Source organism: Pseudovibrio sp. FO-BEG1, from assembly GCF_000236645.1.
GTDB lineage: Bacteria > Pseudomonadota > Alphaproteobacteria > Rhizobiales > Stappiaceae > Pseudovibrio.
Genome location: NC_016642.1, coordinates 1,614,175 through 1,630,546 on the forward strand (window position 1 = coordinate 1,614,175; position 16,372 = coordinate 1,630,546).

The window sequence follows — 16,372 nt, forward strand, 5'->3', positions numbered from 1 at the left end:
TAACAAGCTCTGCCTCTTTAGCGGTGCCTAGAAGGAACAGAACCGCCAATCACTGGAATCAGATGCCTAGTGAAAGACGAGACGTACTCTCAGCCATAATTGCGAGTTTTCATAGTAAACTATTGGCGTTTTACTTAGTGCAAGTTAGCCAAGCACGCTGACTTTAATTCAGTCAGCGTGCTGAGCGGTAAAAGCCGATAGCCCTAAGACTGCTCGGCTGCTGCATTAAGGCATTTGATAGAGTCCCAAAGCATTTCCGAATGGGTCAGCGAACTCGGAATATGTCACGACCTCAGGTATCTCCACGGCCTCTCCCGTATCGATTTTCAGTGCCGTGCGTGCGTTTTGGCTCGCTGCCATATCCTCCACCATAAAACGGATAATAGCGCCACTTGGTTGCGTGTCATCGACCTCAAAGACTTGGAACCAAACCCCCGGCGCTACCTTGAACTCCACAATACCGGGAACAGGTCTGAGCACCTCAGTGTCAGGGCCTAGAAACTTGGCGTACCACGCTTCTGCTTCCGCCAGTGAAGGCACTGGCACCCCAACAGTCACCTCCTGAAACGGCTCTGCCGAAACAGCGCTTGCAAACGCGAAAGAGGCAATAAAACCTAGAGCAAACCGACGCACAACAGCGCCTTTACCCTGCAATGAATTAAACAACATAACGACTCTCCATAGCATAAATATAGCAACTATACTTTATGTACATAAAGCCACATGTCAACATCTCCTCTTTTGACCTCGAAGTTTTGAGAGTGTCGCTGGAACAGAAACGCGATCTAATGGGATAGAGAACTCACCTCAAATCAAGCGCCGGCAGGAGTTGTAATCTGCTGATGGGATAATTAACTTCTGGTTCCATACTCTTGATAGATAGATGGCAGGAGCTTCCCATGCGCGCTTCACTCGAACAATTAGAGGCATTTGTAAGCACACACCGGGAAGGATCATTTTCTGCCGCAGCCCGCAAATGCAACAAGGCACAATCGGTGATCAGCACGCTGGTCGCCAATCTTGAAGTCGATCTGGATGTTGAGCTGTTCGATCGGAGCCGGAGGTATCCCACCCTTACCAAAGCAGGCGAAACGTTGATCTCACAGGCAGAAATACTGCTGGAACGTCACAGCCGGTTTCTGGCTGTTGCCGATGCTCTCTCTGTCACCCTGGAAAGCCGGGTGACGCTTGCAATGGCGCCGCACATTAAACTGGCCAATCTGGGGGAGATCATTCGCGACTTCAGCGCGGAATTTCCATCTGTTGATGTTGAAATTCAATCATTTACCGCTGGAGAGATCCAACGATTAATCAAACAGGGCGCTGTGGATCTGGGCATAATATTGGAACCTGAGGGCATTCCGGAAGCCATTGATTTCCGCTCATTAGGCACACTCAGGTTGGTCTGCGTCAGTCACCCGAATAGTCCGCTTGCGCTAAAGCCGTCGGTCTCCTGGGAAGAGCTGCGCTTGCATCGTCAGATTTTGCTGAAAGAAGCCGAAAACGCCAACAGTGCCATTCTGAAAGCGTCGTCATCTATTTGGCAGGTGAGCACGGCGACGGAAGCCATAGATCTTGTGCAGGCCGACCTGGGCTGGTCGGCGCTGCCAATGCATGCGGTGGATGCCTTTGTTCAAACCGGTGCTTTGAAGATTTTGCCACTACAGTTCGAGACCAAACCCTATGCCGAGCGCCCGGTTGATATGATCTGGTCCTTCGAAAAGCCTATGGGTCAGGCAACCGCTAAGCTGCTGGATACACTCTCTGAAAAAGGCATCATTCAGAACTCGGTGGTGACTTAAGCTTCTTCGCGAAGCTCCTGAGCGAAGGAGGTGATGGTGTACTTTGGTGAGCCCAGAACCCGCCGGGTTTCGCCCGCCACATCTTTCTCCTGCAATTGCTCCACAAATGTCAGCACGTGCTCCATGAAAACAGTCTGTTCTTCAGGCAGCCCCATCTGGCTGATGGCTTCCATTGGCAGCTGTATGATGTCTGCGTCAGGGGCGTAGGTTCCCAGAAACTCTGTTGCGGCTTCAGTGTAGGTCATGGCTTCATGGCCCTGAACCGCAAACTCTTTGTTTTGGGCTGCCTCATTATCAATGGCCTTGAAGACCAGTTCTGCCAAGTCACTGGAGTTCGTGAACCAGATCGGGTTTACATGATTGCCAATGACGGCCAGCTGATTATCCATCAGCAGCTTGGGCAAGGAATCCAGGAAGAACGAGCAGTAGAAGAACGTGTAGGGAATGCCGGACGCCTTAATGGCATCAATCCCGCCCTTGCGAATTGCGTTTGTGCCATAGGCCATGCCTTTCGCCGAAAACTCGGGGTGCGCATAGTCGACCCCGGCAATCTGCATAATATGCTGCACACCGGCCTCTTTTGCTGCCGCAACAACATTGATCACACCTTCTCGTTCGGTGTGGAAGGGCAAGCGAGTGTCCAGTGTTTCGGTGTTGAGTGTGATGTAAAGCGTTTCAGTACCTTGCAAAGCTGCGGTAAGGCTGTCCGGATCAGACACATCCCCCTGAACGAGGCGAACGTTAGCGGGCAGCTTTGATTTTGCAGCAATCGGATCGCGCACAATCGCTGTCACGTCTACGCCCTTCTCGACGAGTTTAGCAGTAACGCGATGCCCCAAATGACCCGTGGCGCCGATGATAGTGATCTTTTTGATCATGATAGTATCTCCTGTTGTAACGACGCTTTTACAACGCAGGAGACGATACACTTAGTTATAACCCATCTATTAAATAGATAGGTGGTTGGCCGCATCTATGCTGCCAGAAGCAACACAATCACCCCCGACGACGAGACTTCGACAGCGTGACCGGAATAGCCTTGCTTGTGGGAGTGTTGGATTGGTCGCCCGTGGAGTACACCGGAACAAGCACGTTCACCTCCGGGAAATAGGAGGCGATGCAGCCCTCGGGGATGTCGTAGGGCACCACCTGAAAATCCAGCGCACGCCGGTTGCGGCCATCCTCACTCACAGTGCCAATATCGACCTTTTCACCTCTGGAAACACCAGCACGGCGCATGTCGATCGGGTTCATGAACACCACTTTACGCCCACCTGAAATGCCCCGGTAGCGGTCATTCAGCGAGTAAATGGTGGTGTTGAACTGGTCGTTGGAGCGCATGCTCTGCAGCGTGAAGGTGAGCTTCGGTGCCTTGGAAGTCAGCTGAGCAGCGGTTGCCAGCGGCAGGGAGTAACCGGAAAACTCAGCCTTACTGGATTTCGTCGCCCACCGACGGTCCGCAATCGGGTTGGCCAGATAAAAGCCGCCCGGTGTCCGCACCTGGCTGTTGAACCCGGCAAACTCCGGCAATACTTCCTCAATCTTCTCGCGAATGCGGTCGTAGTTCTCAATGAAATGCGTCCAGTTCACCACCTTGTTGCCAATGGTCGCTCTGGCAAGCCCGGCAATGATGGCGGGTTCGGACATCAGGAGATCAGAGGCTGGGGGATTAACCCCGGCGGAGCTATGGATCTTGGAGAGGGAGTCTTCCACGGTCACAATCTGATCGCCGGACCGCTGCTCATCATATTCCGTGCGCCCAAGGCTCGGCAGAATGTAGGAGAGGGAGCCAGTCATCAGATGGCTCCGGTTCAGCTTGGTCGCAATGTTAATGGTCAGGCGACACTTGCGAATGGCTTCTTCCGTCAGGCCTGTATCCGGGGCAGAGCGGGTGAAGTTGCCGCCAAGGCTCATGAACACCCGCAGCTTGCCTTCATTCATCATCTTGATGGCTTCAACCGAATCCACACCCGCGTGCATTTCCGGTTCAAACTCAAACACATCCTGCAGTGCCAGCAAAAACTCTTCGGACGGATCGGAGGTAATGCCCATCCGCCGAATGCCCTGCGTGTTCGCATGTCCCGGCATCGGGCAGGCGCCTGCGCCCGGCTTGCCAACATTGCCGCGAATGAACAACAGGTTCATGATTTCGCGAATAGTCGCCACAGAGTGCTTATGCTGACTAATGCCAGTGCCCCACGTAATAATCGGCCGATCCGCCTGCACGTAGAGCAGGGCAGCTTTTTCGATTTCATCACGGGTTAGACCAGACTGATCCTCAATCTCTTTCCAAGGGGTCAGCTCTAGCGCTTTCTCATAGCTCTCAAACCCACCGCAGTTCTCTTCAATAAACACACGGTCGATGATGCTGTGGGTGAGAATGCGCTCGTTGTCCCACGCCAGAATGGCCTTCACCATACCGCGCACGGCTGCCATGTCGCCGCCCAGCTTTGGCGTGAAGAAGTGGCTGGCGACGGGGCGAGAGCCAAAACGCACCATCTCCAACTGGTTCTTCGGGTCCGCATACCGCTCCAGCCCACGTTCGCGCAGCGGATTGAAGGAGACAACCTGCGCGCCCCGCTTGGTTGCGTCACGAAGAACAGGCAGCATCCGTGGATCCGTCGCGCCCGGGTTATGGCCAAACACAAAGATCGCATCCGCCTTGGCGAAGTCTTCCAGCCGAACCGTCGCCAACCCGCACCCAATAGCTTCCTCTAGCGCAATACCACTGGCCTCGTGGCACAGGTTAGAGCTGGAAGGGAAGTTGCTGGTCCCGTAAATGCGGCCAAACAGCTGGTAGAGGAAGGCAGCTTCATTGCTGGCGTGCCCGGAGGTGTAAAACACAACCTCCTTGCGATCTTTAATCGCCCGCAGCTCAGCGCTGATCTCCTTGAAAGCCTCAGCCCAGGTGATCTCGTTATAGCGGTCTGTAATCCTGTTGTAGCGCAAAGGGCAGGTCAGTCGGCCCTGATCCTCAAGGTCGAAGTCAGAAAACGTCTGTAACTCGGAGACGGTGTACTCCTGAAAGAACGACTCAGTGATCCGCTTCTCGGTCATTTCCGCGGCCACAGCCTTCACACCGTTCTCACAAAACTCGATGGAAGTTGTTTTTTCCGGGTCCACCCACGCCACGCCGGGGCCAATAAACCCGTCAGGCTGGTTGGTTTTTAAGACTGTTTTGATTCCCGAAGTGAGCGACGTGTTTTGCAGCAGAGCCTGACCACAGCTCCACACGGCACCCCAGCCACCAGCGGGAGCTGTTGATTTCTTTGCAATAATATTGTCGGACACGCCGGACTCCTCAGGCTCTTAAATCGCCCACGAACTTGATGAGTCGCTAGCTGTAGCGTGTGAAGCTGTATCCACGGTTGCAACTAAACAGATTTAAACAATTCTCTCGCGCCAGCTTGACAGCCAGATCGCTGGGCGTTGCCATAACAGCAAGAGTACCCACACGGGCGCTGACAGCCTTCTGCACCAGATCAGAGCTGCACCGGCTTGTGGTGATGACAAGATCAACCGGCTTTCCACTGCGGGCTCCAGCCCCAAGTGCCTTGTCCATGGCGTTATGGCGGCCAATGTCTTCACGCACGGCCAGAATATCCTCGCCGCAACACACAGCAGCTGCATGCAGGCCACCGCCGTAAATGTCGTTGAGCGTTTGCTTGGACTGCATCGACTCAAACATGGCGCTGATGCTCTCTGTTTTGGGAGCTGGCTGCGGGGAAAGGGGAGTAAGCGCACGCAACGCCGCGCGAATGCTATCAAGACCGCACAGCCCGCAGCCGGATGTCCCGGTCAGCAGGCGTTTGCGTTTCACAGCGGTGAAGAACTGCTCGTCTTCAATCTCCAGATTGACGCTGATGCCTTCCTCGCCATGTTCATGCAAAGCAATGGACTGCACATCCTTGATACCGGAGACGATGGACTCACTGATCGCAAATCCTACGGCAAAATCTTCAAGGTCTCTGGGCGTGGCCATGAACACAGCAAAGCCCTCTCCGTTCAGCGTGACCGCGACCGGAACTTCAGGAGGTAGCTTTCTGCCGTCATTGATAGGTGTTTGCCACTCAGGGTCTACAATAGACAACCCAGACTCCACTTCTTTCTATTCTTCTTATCAGGAGATTAGGTAGTTCTCGATCTTCTGGTCAAGCTCAACCTTCACACTATTCCTTAACCCAGAGCTATCTTCCAGAATTTCCCGCGCCTTCAGGAAATCAAGTACCTGATATTGCTTGATATTCGGGAAGATGGAAAGGTCCGGTGCCCGTATTCTCAATTTTTCCTGAGAAATGGTCTGCATCAGGATCTGGGTGGCTCCGAACACACTTTCGGTCGCGCTGGGCACAGCGCGCTTCTCATCCTTCTTCGGCGTACCAACCACATCCACGGCTATCACGATGTCACAATCGCTGGGCAGCACATCAAAGGGCAGGGGGTTCACCACCCCGCCATCAATCAGCACAGTGTTGTTCAGGTGCACAGGCTTGAAGACAAACGGAATGGCGATACTCGCAGAAACCGCGTCCACCAGATTTCCTTCCGCAAAGCGCACTTCCTCTGCCTTGTAGTAGTCCGCAGCAATGGCCTGAAACGGGATGGAAAGCTCAGAAAAGTCCTGCTTCAGCACATCACCGACAAAGACTTCCAGAACACGCTTGGAATCGAACTGGCCAAAACTGGACTTGCCGCCAATCAGGTCGGCAAAGCGTTTGGGCATGCTCACTTCCACCAGCTTACCCAGCACCTTCTTCCACTCGCCAAGCGTCTCCAGTGTGTACTCCTCAAGCTGGTCACCGCTCATCCCACCAGCATATCCAGCGCCAATCAAAGCACCGATAGAAGTGCCCGTAATGGCATGAGGGGTGAGGCCCATATCATCAAGAGCTTGCAAAACAGGAATATGGGAGAGACCGCGGGCGCCTCCGCCACCAAGGGCAACGCCGATCTTGGGAGTACTCATTGAAAGCCTGTTCCTTTAATATCTATAATAAAAATATAGGTGTTCCCCTCAGCTTTCCAATTGAAAACCGAGAAGAATACAGTGATAATCACCGCGACGAACATAGATAAACAATAGATGGGCGTTGGGGCAAACATATCATTTTATTTGGTAGCAGTTGAGCAAGGCTCGACTGGCTGATGTGTAGCGGGGCTCCAATCTTGCGGTGTTACGATGAACTATTCCATGGGCTATCCGGCGGGCTTTGACCGAAATCTCCTGCAGTTTTCTCAAGAGCTATGGAACTGTTCATCCCTACAAGCACGCTGGGAAGAACTCACTCGATTTGCAGAAAAGCTCGGTTTTGAAAAAGGCGCCTACATCATCGTGCCCAAGATTGAGGGCCGTGTGGAGGATCGCCAGCCAATCTGCCTGTCCAACCATTCGCAGGACTGGGTCGAGCACTACAACTCCCACCATTACTATTTCAAAGATCCGGGTATGGACCACCTGCTCAGCGGCAGGAAGGTTGATCAGCTCTGGACGGATTACACTGTGCGTCCCACCAGCAAGGTGGATAGCGACTTCTTCAATGATGTCCGCTCCGCTGGTCTGAAGTTTGGGGTTACTATCCCACTGGAGTGTTCCAACAAGCATTTGGTTGGCGGGGCCAGCTTCGCCTCGTGCGAACGCACCCAGCTGGGCTTCGATGCGCAGATGACCTCCAACTACCCGGTTCTGAAGGGCGCGGTGCACCTTTTCCATACTTATGCGCAAGAACCCGAAACCTTAAGCGAATTTTTTGGTTTCACGCCGCGGGAGCATGAATGCCTGCTGTGGTTGACGGCGGGGAGGGCAAATAAAGAAATCGCCCATATCCTGAATCTCTCTGAGAAAACTGTTGAACACCACATAAAACGGGCCTGCAAAAAGCTTAGAGTGACCAACCGTACGCACGCTGTGGCCCGTGCAATGACCTTTCAGTTGCTTTCACCTTAGGCACTTGCAACTTTAAGGCATCAGGGAAAATCCCCCATTGTTATGAGTTGTGCATTTATGCATACTCACATTTGCTAGAGGTTGCACTTTAGCTCCTGCATGGCACTTTTTCGCCTCGTGCAGTTGTTTGTGGTAGTTTATCAATTTGATCTGTTGGTCTGGGCACAGGCTGTCGTGGCCCGGCCGAATAGTGTAGATAAATACAACTCCTCCGAAGCCAGCTTCGGAGGATTTTTTTTGCCCACCCCCAAGCCAAAAACAAAAAGAGCGGCCCTACAGCCGCTCCTTTCAAAACTCATAGGTCAAAGCTGAACTTGATCAGCCCTGCTGCTCACGCTCAACAGCGCGCCAGCCAATGTCTTTACGGTAGAACCCTTCTGGCCAGTCAATCTTTTCAATCGCAGCATAAGCTTTTGCCCGTGCTTGAGAAACGGTCGCTGCCCGTGCGGTGATGTTCAGAACACGGCCACCATTGGACAGCAGTTTCTCATCAGCAACCACGGTGCCTGCGTGGAAGATCTCCACGTCCGGATCAGCCGCAGCTTCCACCAGACCTTTGATCTCAGTCAGCTTCTCATAGGAGCCCGGATAGCCCTTGGAAGCCATAACAACAGTGATCGCAGGATCACTATGCCATTCCGCATCGACCAGATCCAAAGTACCTTCCGCGCAACCAAGCAGAATTGGCAGCAGATCGGTCTTCAGGCGCATCATCAGCACCTGACACTCAGGGTCACCAAAGCGAACGTTGTATTCAATCAGCTTCGGACCGTCCTTGGTGATCATCAGACCAGCATAAAGCACGCCTTTGAACGGGCAGCCCTGTGCCTTCATATCAGCGATGGTTGGATGGATGATCTCTTTCATCACCCGGTCCATCATCTCTTCGGTCATCACAGGAGCAGGGGAGTAGGCGCCCATACCACCGGTGTTCGGGCCTTCATCACCATCAAACGCACGTTTATGATCCTGCGCAGTGGCCAGTGGCAGTGCATTCACACCATCAGACAGAACGAAGAAGCTGGCTTCTTCACCCTCAAGAAACTCTTCTACAACAACCTCGGCACCCGCATCGCCAAATGCGCCATCAAAGCAGCTGTCGACTGCGTCCAGCGCTTCCTGCTCGTTCATGGCGATGATCACGCCCTTACCAGCAGCAAGGCCATCTGCCTTTACAACAATCGGAGCACCTTGCTCACGAATGTAGGTCTTGGCAGCCTCTGCGTTGTCAAAGCGGCCATAGGCTGCGGTTGGCACGTTTGCGCGAGCACACATATCTTTGGTGAAGCCTTTTGAGCCTTCCAGCTGCGCAGCGGCAGAAGAGGGACCAAATACGCGCAGACCAGCGTGGGTCAGGCTGTCGGAAAGGCCATCAACCAATGGTGCTTCCGGACCAATCACAACGAAGTTGATGTCATGCAAACGGCAGAACTCGATGACACTACGGTGATCAGTCAGGTCCAGTGCAATACATTTGGCAAACTGTTCGATGCCTGCGTTGCCCGGAGCAACAAACAGTTCATTGAGCACAGGAGATTTTGCCAAAGACCATGCCAGCGCATGTTCACGCCCGCCAGAACCGATCAGCAGAATATTCATGAGAGGTAGACCCTGAAATTAAGAAGGGAACAGGTTCCCGAGTTGTGCGTCTAGATTGTGATGCAGCGTGTAGCATGAGTAACGCTGTCAGTAAACGAACAACAGCTCCGGAGAGACCCAAAAATGCCTCGTCCATCAGTCGAATTGCTGCTGGTTACACCGCTGTTTATGAATGAGTTCTTCGAGCTGCTGGCAAAATGGGGAGAGCAGGACACGCTCTCAGAGCCAGTTCTCTCGCTGGAAGAAACCGCCCGCCGCCTGCTGGTGGACCCAAGTGCAGGGCAGGCCTGGTTGATCAGAAGCACAGGAAAAAGCCTCGGATTTGTGCTCGTCAGCTATCGCTATAGCGTGCGGGCAGGTGGCAAAGTCGGGTTCATTGAGCAGATTGCTCTGGCCCCGATTGAAGGAATAGAGCGGCTGTTGCCCTCCATATTGCATGAGCTGGAAGATGATCTGGCGCAAAAGTCTGTCGTTAAAATGGAGGTTTCGCTCAAGAAGCCTCAGGGAAAGACCAGAAAACGGTTCTTCGAAGAATTTGGCTTCTTGACGCAAAGTGTCGATCTGTTGGAAAAGACCATTCACTACGAAGAGGAATTCCCTCTCAGCTTTTAAAGCAAACTTGGGGCTTGCTGCGTGAAGGGAAATGAACGCAGATAAGCTCCAGACATGACGGTGAGGTGGCAATGTTCAATACCAAAGACACTGGACCAGTTGCTGATGCGGTAAAGCGTCATTGGGTTGATACACGTCTGCCTGCGGGGCTGCGCCCGTTTGCCCGCCTTGCAAGATGGGAACGCCCGATCGGCTGGTACCTGCTCATGTGGCCGTGCCTGTGGTCTCTGGCTCTGGCTTCCAATGCAGCTGGCGCACCGATTCCAAACATCTGGTATGCCATTTTGATGTTCATTGGCGCAGTGGCAATGCGCGGTGCTGGCTGCACCTATAATGACATTGTCGACAAGGACATCGATGACAAGGTTGAGCGCACGCGCTCCCGTCCCATCCCGTCCGGTCAGGTCACCAGCAGACAAGCCAAGATCTTCATGATCCTGCAGGCTCTGGCTGGGCTCATTGTTCTTCTGCAGTTCAACACCTTCACCATCATTCTGGGCATGTCGTCCCTTGCCATTGTGGCGGCATACCCTTTCATGAAGCGCATCACCGACTGGCCGCAGTTCGTGCTGGGCCTTGCATTTTCATGGGGTGCTCTGATGGGCTGGGCAGCGGTCTTCGGCAGCTTGTCGCTGGCACCTGTGCTGCTCTATTGCGGTGGTATTGTTTGGACCATCGGCTACGACACTATCTACGCGCATCAGGACAAAGAAGACGACGCTCTGGTCGGAGTGCGTTCAACGGCACGTCTGTTTGGTGAGAAAACCCGTCAGGCTCTGGTCATTCTCTACGGAGCCACTGTGGTTCTGTTTGCAGGCGCATTCGTTCTCGCTGGCAGCGGTCCGCTAGCGTTTGCAGGGCTGGCTATTGGAGCCTTCCACCTGTTCAACCAGATCCGTGTGCTGGACATCGATGACGGGGATCAGTGTCTGGAGCTCTTCAAGTCCAACTCCACCTTCGGTCTGATCCTGTTTATTGGATTGGTGCTGGACGGTCTGGCTGCCTATTATCTCTAAGAGTTCCGGCGACGCAGGGATGTGAAGCGGCGAGAGCTGGCAAAAACCTTCTGCAGCTTCGTCGGCTTACCTGTCTCACGTCCCACAAGAAACCGCGGGCGACGTCCGGTGAGCGCACGCAATTTTCTGCGTGGCAGCGGCTCCCCTTTAGAACAGGTGTTCAGGCCAAGACGCGCAAGCTTGGATGTGCCATCACTGTCGATGGTCAACAACGGCAGCGCCAAAGCATCCGACCACGCTTCCCAGTAATCCGCCGTCAATTCCATATCAGTACCGGTAAGAAGGGGAATGCTCAGAGCATGATCTCGGTGCAGCAGAACCACCTGATACTCAAGCTCATCAGTGATCTCGTTGACAGTAACCTTAGCCGCGATACCTGAGTACGAACCAAGCGGGACCGACAGAGTAAGAGGCAAGCCCCCCATCTCCCGGCGGATCAGCACCTTGTCCGGATCAATGCGAATATCGGATCTGTTAACACCCGGTGTTTCAAGAAGATCATCCGGCAGGTCCGCTTGCATACGATACGGCAGCGAGACACGCACACGATTAATGTGGTTGTCATTGCTCGCAAGGCCCAAAAACTGCGATTTGTAGTTGATCACGGAACTGCCCCTCCCTCCACAGGTGTGGAGGTTTCAATTCATCTTCTTTTCAAACTAGAGGAAAATTACAGGGTAGAATCTGCGTAACTCCTTAACTCGAATGGTTAAAAAACTCTGATTTTAAAGAGGCTTAGCGAACCTCTTCCGAACTTGATAAAATTCTAACTATCTTTAGGTGGGTTCATCGGTAGGGCAGCGAACTGCAAGCAGAACCCCGCAATTTCTGCGTACAGCCCCGCGATTCTTGGCAGGTGTGCTTGCTCTTATGTCAGGCACGCCCTAAACACGAAGAGCAAGACAACAGGAGGTCCGCGCGAATGTCTGACGCAATTGCCAATTCAAAGCTTGAAGAACAGGCAGTCAGCTTGGTGGAAGCTGCAAAAGCAGCTGGAGCCGATGCAGCAGACGCAATCGCAGTTACGGGCATGTCACTGTCTGTCTCCGTGCGCGAAGGTAAGGTTGAAAACACCGACCGCGCCGAAGGCAACGACGTGACACTCCGTGTCTTTGTTGGCAAACAAGTCGCCAGCATCTCTTCCAACGCCAGTGATGACCCAGCCGAACTCGCTGCCCGCGCAGTGGAAATGGCAAAAGTCACTCCGGAAGACCCATATGCTGGCCTTGCTGAACCTGAGCGCCTCCTGAAAGAAATCCCGCAGCTGGACCTGATCGACCCACGCGAAGTGAGCCCGGATGAGCTGACCAAAACTGCTCTGGACGCGGAAGCTGCCGCACTCACTGTAGAGGGCGTGTCCAAGTCCGGCGGTGCTGGCGCAAGCTGGGGCCTCTCCGGCATCGTGCTTGCCACAAGCCACGGTTTTGTCGGCGCCTACCAACGCTCCCGCTCCGGGTTCTCCATGACCGCAATTGCCGGTGAGGGCACCGGCATGGAGCGCGACTACGAGTTCGATTCCCGCACATACTGGGATGACTTGATGTCTGCGGAAGAAGTTGGCCGCATCGCAGGGGAGCGGACAGTTCGTCGCCTCAATCCACGCCAGCTGGAAACCCGCAAAGCCCCCGTGGTTTACGAACCACGCACAGCACGCTCCTTGCTTGGCCACTTCGCAGGCGCAATCAACGGCGCATCCATCGCCCGCGGCACCAGCTTCCTGAAAGACAAGATGGGCCAGCAGGTGTTCAGCAAAGGCATCACCATCTCCGATGACCCGTTCAAAGCGCGCGGTGGTGGAACCGCTCCGTTTGATGCGGAAGGCACAGGCGCTGAGTACCTCAACATGATTGAGGATGGTATCCTCGGCCATTGGTTCCTGGATGGCTATGCAGCCCGTGAGCTTGGCCTGACCTCCAATGGTCGTGCCCGCCGCTCCGGCTCAAGCACATCTCCCGGCGCGACTAACCTGACCCTACAGGCTGGCGAGAAAACACCGGAAGAAATCTTAAGAGATATCGGCGAAGGTTTGCTGGTAACAGACTTGATCGGTCACGGTGCAAACGGTGTAACAGGTGACTATTCCCGCGGTGCCTCTGGTTATTGGGTCGAAAACGGCGAAATCGCCTACCCAGTGAGCGAGATCACCATTGCAGGAAACCTGAAGGACATGTTCCTGAACCTCACACCGGCATCTGATCTGGACGAGCGATATGCAGTGGCAACGCCAACAGTGGTTATCGAAGGACTGACGATTGCCGGAAGCTAATACAAATAGCCTGCAGGAAGATCTGGAGCTGCTGGTTACAGCAGCTCTGCAGGGCGGCAAGATCGCCCTTTCTTATTTTGGAAACTCACCAAAAAACTGGACCAAAGAAGGCGACTCGCCGGTATCTGTCGCAGATATCGAAGTTGACCAGTTCTTGGCTTCCAAACTGCGCGAAGCACGTCCGAATTACGGCTGGCTTTCGGAAGAAACTGAAGACGATCTAGCCCGCAAGGATCACGAAACCGTCTTTATCGTTGATCCGATCGACGGAACCCGCGCGTTCCTCAATGGTCGCGATGAATGGTGCTTGTCTCTGGCCGTGGTCAAAAATGGCCGCCCCACCGTCGGCGTCATCTATTGTCCGGTTCGCGATGAGCTTTACACCGCAGTCAGTGGTGGTGGCAGTTACCTCAATCAGGAAAAGATCAGCGTTTCCGATCGTCCATCTGTCACCGGATCCTACATTGCCGGTCCGGTCAGCTTCCTCGAAAAGGAAGGCGTAAAAAGCGAGCAGATTCGTTTTAGCCCTTATCTGGGCTCACTTGCCTACCGTTTTGCACTGGTCGCCTGTGGGAAATTGGATGCAGGTTTGGCCCGCGCGAGAGCCCGTGATTGGGACCTTGCCGCAGCGGATTTAATCATAAGCGAGGCTGGTGGGCAGTTAGTAGACTTGTCTGGATCAACGCTCTACTACAATAAAACTAGAACAAATCACCCCGGACTAGTGGCATCTTCTGCCAAATTGTTTAAAAGGCTTCAGGGAATATCCGTAGAGGATTAATCCTTACGGTATTCGGTCGGACTGTTTGTGGAGAAGGTGAGCGAACACCATGAGTGCTCAAGAAGAAAACCAACAGCTACTTCACCTCGTGTTTGGTGGCGAATTAGAAGATATCAGCAATGTTCGCTTTAAAGATCTTAAGGATCTGGACATTGTAGGAATCTACCCGAACTACGCTGAAGCACACGCAGCGTGGAAAGCAAAGGCGCAAAGCACTGTAGATAACGCCCTGATGCGTTACTTCATTGTACACATGCACCGTCTGCTTGATCCGGGCGCAGAAACCAAGTAAGTACTGCGCCTCCCGGGAATTCCGCCCGAAACCAAATGGGCCTGTGAAATGTTGAAAAAACTCGGCAAACACCCGCTTGTGATGAAGCTGGTGGGCAATGCCATGGCGTATTATCTGCTCTTCGTGCGCAAGAGCAGTAAGTTCACTCTCGATCCTCCTAACTTTTATGAGGATCACGAGGACACTGTTCCATACGTTGTGTCCATGTGGCACGGTCAGCATTTCATGATGCCCTTTGCGCGCCCAAAAGACTGGGACGTACGGGTGATGATTTCCCGAAGTGCTGATGGTGAAATGCAGGCGATTTGCGCATCAAAACTGGGGCTCGGTCTTATCCGGGCCGCTGGTGCGCAACGCGCCAAGCAGATCAAAAAACGCGGCGGTATGCGCGGCTTCATCGAAGCTTTGCGCGCGCTGAAAGAAGGTGGCAATGTCGCTATGACGGCGGACGTGCCTAAAGGCCCTTCTCGTAAAGCAGGTAAAGGCATCGTCCAGCTAGCCAAACATTCTGGTCGGCCACTCCTGCCAGTCGCAATTGCGACCAGCCGTCATTATGACCTTGATACTTGGGATAAGGCTTCCATCAATTTGCCGTTCAGCCATATTGCGTTATGCTTTGGCGAGCCCATTCCGGTCCCGGCTGATGCAAGCGATGAACAGCTTGAGGAAATTCGTCAGCTTCTGGAAACCAGAATGAACGAGACGACTGACAAAGCTTACGCAATCGCCAAATCAGGCAAAAAATAATTACTGGCAGAACTGGGTCCCATGAGTTCAGTGATCTTCAGAGTCTATCAAGGTCTCGGTCGTCTGGCCGCGCCTTTGCTCGTTGGCTTATACAAGCTGCGCGCCCGACAGGGTAAAGAAGATCAGAACCGCAAAGGCGAACGCTTTGGCGTCGCCTCAAAGGATCGTCCAGCTGGAAACCTGATCTGGATCCACGCGGCCAGCGTTGGTGAAGCCAATGCCGTTTTGCCATTGGCGAAGCAAGTGGTTGATGGTGGGTCGCATGTCCTGCTCACCACGGCAACACTGACATCTGCGCAAGTGGTTGAGGCATCTGCGCCAGAAGGTGTGATCCACCAGTTTGTCCCCTATGATACCCGCGGCAACATCAAACGGTTCCTAAATCACTGGGCACCGTGTCTGGCCATCACTGTTGAATCCGAGATCTGGCCTGCAACGTTCCATGAGTTGGAGAAGCGCCAGATCCCGCTAATCATCGTCAACGGACGTATGTCAGAAGGTTCCTTTGCAAACTGGAACCGTGTTCCATCCTTCGCGCACTCCGTTTTCGGGACTGTAGACTGTGTGCTCGCGCAGTCTGACGATGATGGCGCCCGCTTTAAGCAGCTTGGTGCTATCCGCGTAAAGGCGACAGGCAACATCAAGTTTGATGGCAACATTCCTGAGTGTGACCCGGTCGAACTTGCTGACTTTAAAGATCAGCTCGAAGGTCGACCAAGATGGCTCGCAGCCAGTACACATCCTGAAGAAGAAGCGGAAACTGGTAAGGCTCATCTGGAGCTGAAGCAGAAGTTTGATCGGTTGCTCACAATTATTGTTCCTCGTCATCCGGTCCGGGCCAAAGAAATCCGGGAAGAGCTGGAGCAAATGGGCCTCGTGTGCACACAGCGCTCAAGAGGCGAGGCTATCACCAACGCAACAGACATCTATATCGCAGATACACTGGGCGAGTTGGGTCTGTTTTACCGCATAGCTCCAATCGTCTTCATGGGTGGCTCTTTCGCTCCAATCGGTGGACACAATCTGCTTGAACCAGCTCAGATCGGCTGTGCGATCCTCTCTGGTGTTCATACTCAGAATTTTGCATGGATCTATCGCCACTTCGCTAAAGAAGAGGGTGTGCTTGTGGTGCACAATGCAAGCGAGTTGGCCGCGCAGGTCGAAGATTTGCTCCACAAACCAGAAGAGGTCCAGCAGCGTGCTGATAAGGCGAAAGCCTTGGTAGAATCCGGACGCGGTGCGCTCGCTGCGACACAGCTTGAGTTGCAACAGTACCTTCCGGTGAAACCAACAGAAGCAGGGGAGGCTTAAGC

16 protein-coding genes are annotated in these 16,372 nt (G+C 53.6%); 9 read left to right on the forward strand and 7 right to left on the reverse strand.

The window, feature by feature from the left end; all coding sequences use genetic code 11:
- Window positions 1-225 precede the first annotated feature (225 nt).
- Window positions 226-669 carry a VOC family protein gene (locus PSE_RS07380; RefSeq protein ID WP_014284285.1) on the reverse strand — a complete coding sequence of 148 codons (444 nt, stop codon included), beginning with the start codon at window positions 667-669 and terminating at the stop codon, window positions 226-228.
- A 230-nt stretch (window positions 670-899) separates the two neighbouring features.
- Here PSE_RS07380 and PSE_RS07385 point away from each other — a divergent pair, with 230 nt between their 5' ends.
- Complete coding sequence (locus PSE_RS07385) at window positions 900-1,802, forward strand: LysR family transcriptional regulator (protein WP_041768109.1); 903 nt, start codon at window positions 900-902, stop codon at window positions 1,800-1,802.
- Here the strand turns inward: PSE_RS07385 and PSE_RS07390 are convergent.
- The 4 genes from PSE_RS07390 to PSE_RS07405 form a co-directional block, all read right to left on the reverse strand.
- Window positions 1,799-2,680: an SDR family oxidoreductase gene (locus PSE_RS07390; protein WP_014284287.1), complete on the reverse strand. Its 882-nt coding sequence runs from the start codon at window positions 2,678-2,680 to the stop codon at window positions 1,799-1,801. The two genes, PSE_RS07385 and PSE_RS07390, sit on opposite strands and share 4 nt — an antisense overlap.
- Before the next feature lie 118 nt (window positions 2,681-2,798).
- Complete coding sequence (locus tag PSE_RS07395) at window positions 2,799-5,093, reverse strand: FdhF/YdeP family oxidoreductase (RefSeq protein ID WP_014284288.1); 2,295 nt, start codon at window positions 5,091-5,093, stop codon at window positions 2,799-2,801.
- Window positions 5,094-5,139: 46 nt separating this feature from the next.
- Window positions 5,140-5,892, reverse strand: coding sequence for a formate dehydrogenase accessory sulfurtransferase FdhD (gene fdhD / locus PSE_RS07400; protein WP_014284289.1), 753 nt, complete (start codon window positions 5,890-5,892; stop codon window positions 5,140-5,142).
- A 30-nt stretch (window positions 5,893-5,922) separates the two neighbouring features.
- Window positions 5,923-6,768: a patatin-like phospholipase family protein gene (locus PSE_RS07405; protein WP_008549989.1), complete on the reverse strand. Its 846-nt coding sequence runs from the start codon at window positions 6,766-6,768 to the stop codon at window positions 5,923-5,925.
- A 213-nt stretch (window positions 6,769-6,981) separates the two neighbouring features.
- On the opposite strand from PSE_RS07405, the gene PSE_RS07410 reads away from it, so the two are divergent.
- Window positions 6,982-7,746, forward strand: a complete 765-nt coding sequence (locus PSE_RS07410) for a LuxR family transcriptional regulator (RefSeq protein WP_008549802.1) — start codon at window positions 6,982-6,984, stop codon at window positions 7,744-7,746.
- Between the two features lie 318 nt (window positions 7,747-8,064).
- On the opposite strand, the gene purD is transcribed toward PSE_RS07410, so the two are convergent.
- Entirely contained in the window at window positions 8,065-9,345 is a 1,281-nt protein-coding gene (gene purD / locus PSE_RS07415; protein ID WP_014284290.1) for a phosphoribosylamine--glycine ligase, read from the reverse strand.
- A 123-nt stretch (window positions 9,346-9,468) separates the two neighbouring features.
- Here purD and PSE_RS07420 point away from each other — a divergent pair, with 123 nt between their 5' ends.
- Window positions 9,469-9,957, forward strand: coding sequence for a hypothetical protein (locus tag PSE_RS07420; protein WP_014284291.1), 489 nt, complete (start codon window positions 9,469-9,471; stop codon window positions 9,955-9,957).
- A 71-nt stretch (window positions 9,958-10,028) separates the two neighbouring features.
- Complete coding sequence (gene ubiA, locus PSE_RS07425) at window positions 10,029-10,973, forward strand: 4-hydroxybenzoate octaprenyltransferase (RefSeq protein WP_014284292.1); 945 nt, start codon at window positions 10,029-10,031, stop codon at window positions 10,971-10,973.
- On the opposite strand, the gene PSE_RS26640 is transcribed toward ubiA, so the two are convergent.
- Complete coding sequence (locus PSE_RS26640; protein ID WP_014284293.1) at window positions 10,970-11,578, reverse strand: DUF6101 family protein; 609 nt, start codon at window positions 11,576-11,578, stop codon at window positions 10,970-10,972. The genes ubiA and PSE_RS26640 overlap by 4 nt on opposite strands.
- A 317-nt stretch (window positions 11,579-11,895) precedes the next feature.
- On the opposite strand from PSE_RS26640, the gene PSE_RS07435 reads away from it, so the two are divergent.
- From PSE_RS07435 to PSE_RS07455, 5 genes are read left to right on the forward strand one after another with little or no spacing between them, the layout of a single operon-like run.
- Window positions 11,896-13,239 carry a TldD/PmbA family protein gene (locus PSE_RS07435; RefSeq protein ID WP_014284294.1) on the forward strand — a complete coding sequence of 448 codons (1,344 nt, stop codon included), beginning with the start codon at window positions 11,896-11,898 and terminating at the stop codon, window positions 13,237-13,239.
- Window positions 13,226-14,020, forward strand: coding sequence for a 3'(2'),5'-bisphosphate nucleotidase CysQ (locus tag PSE_RS07440; protein WP_014284295.1), 795 nt, complete (start codon window positions 13,226-13,228; stop codon window positions 14,018-14,020). Before PSE_RS07435 ends, PSE_RS07440 begins: the two co-directional genes overlap by 14 nt.
- A 49-nt stretch (window positions 14,021-14,069) precedes the next feature.
- Complete coding sequence (locus PSE_RS07445) at window positions 14,070-14,312, forward strand: DUF4170 domain-containing protein (RefSeq protein WP_008550012.1); 243 nt, start codon at window positions 14,070-14,072, stop codon at window positions 14,310-14,312.
- Window positions 14,313-14,360: 48 nt separating this feature from the next.
- Window positions 14,361-15,059 carry a lysophospholipid acyltransferase family protein gene (locus PSE_RS07450; RefSeq protein ID WP_014284296.1) on the forward strand — a complete coding sequence of 233 codons (699 nt, stop codon included), beginning with the start codon at window positions 14,361-14,363 and terminating at the stop codon, window positions 15,057-15,059.
- A gap of 21 nt (window positions 15,060-15,080) precedes the next feature.
- Entirely contained in the window at window positions 15,081-16,370 is a 1,290-nt protein-coding gene (locus PSE_RS07455; RefSeq protein WP_014284297.1) for a 3-deoxy-D-manno-octulosonic acid transferase, read from the forward strand.
- Window positions 16,371-16,372 lie beyond the last annotated feature (2 nt).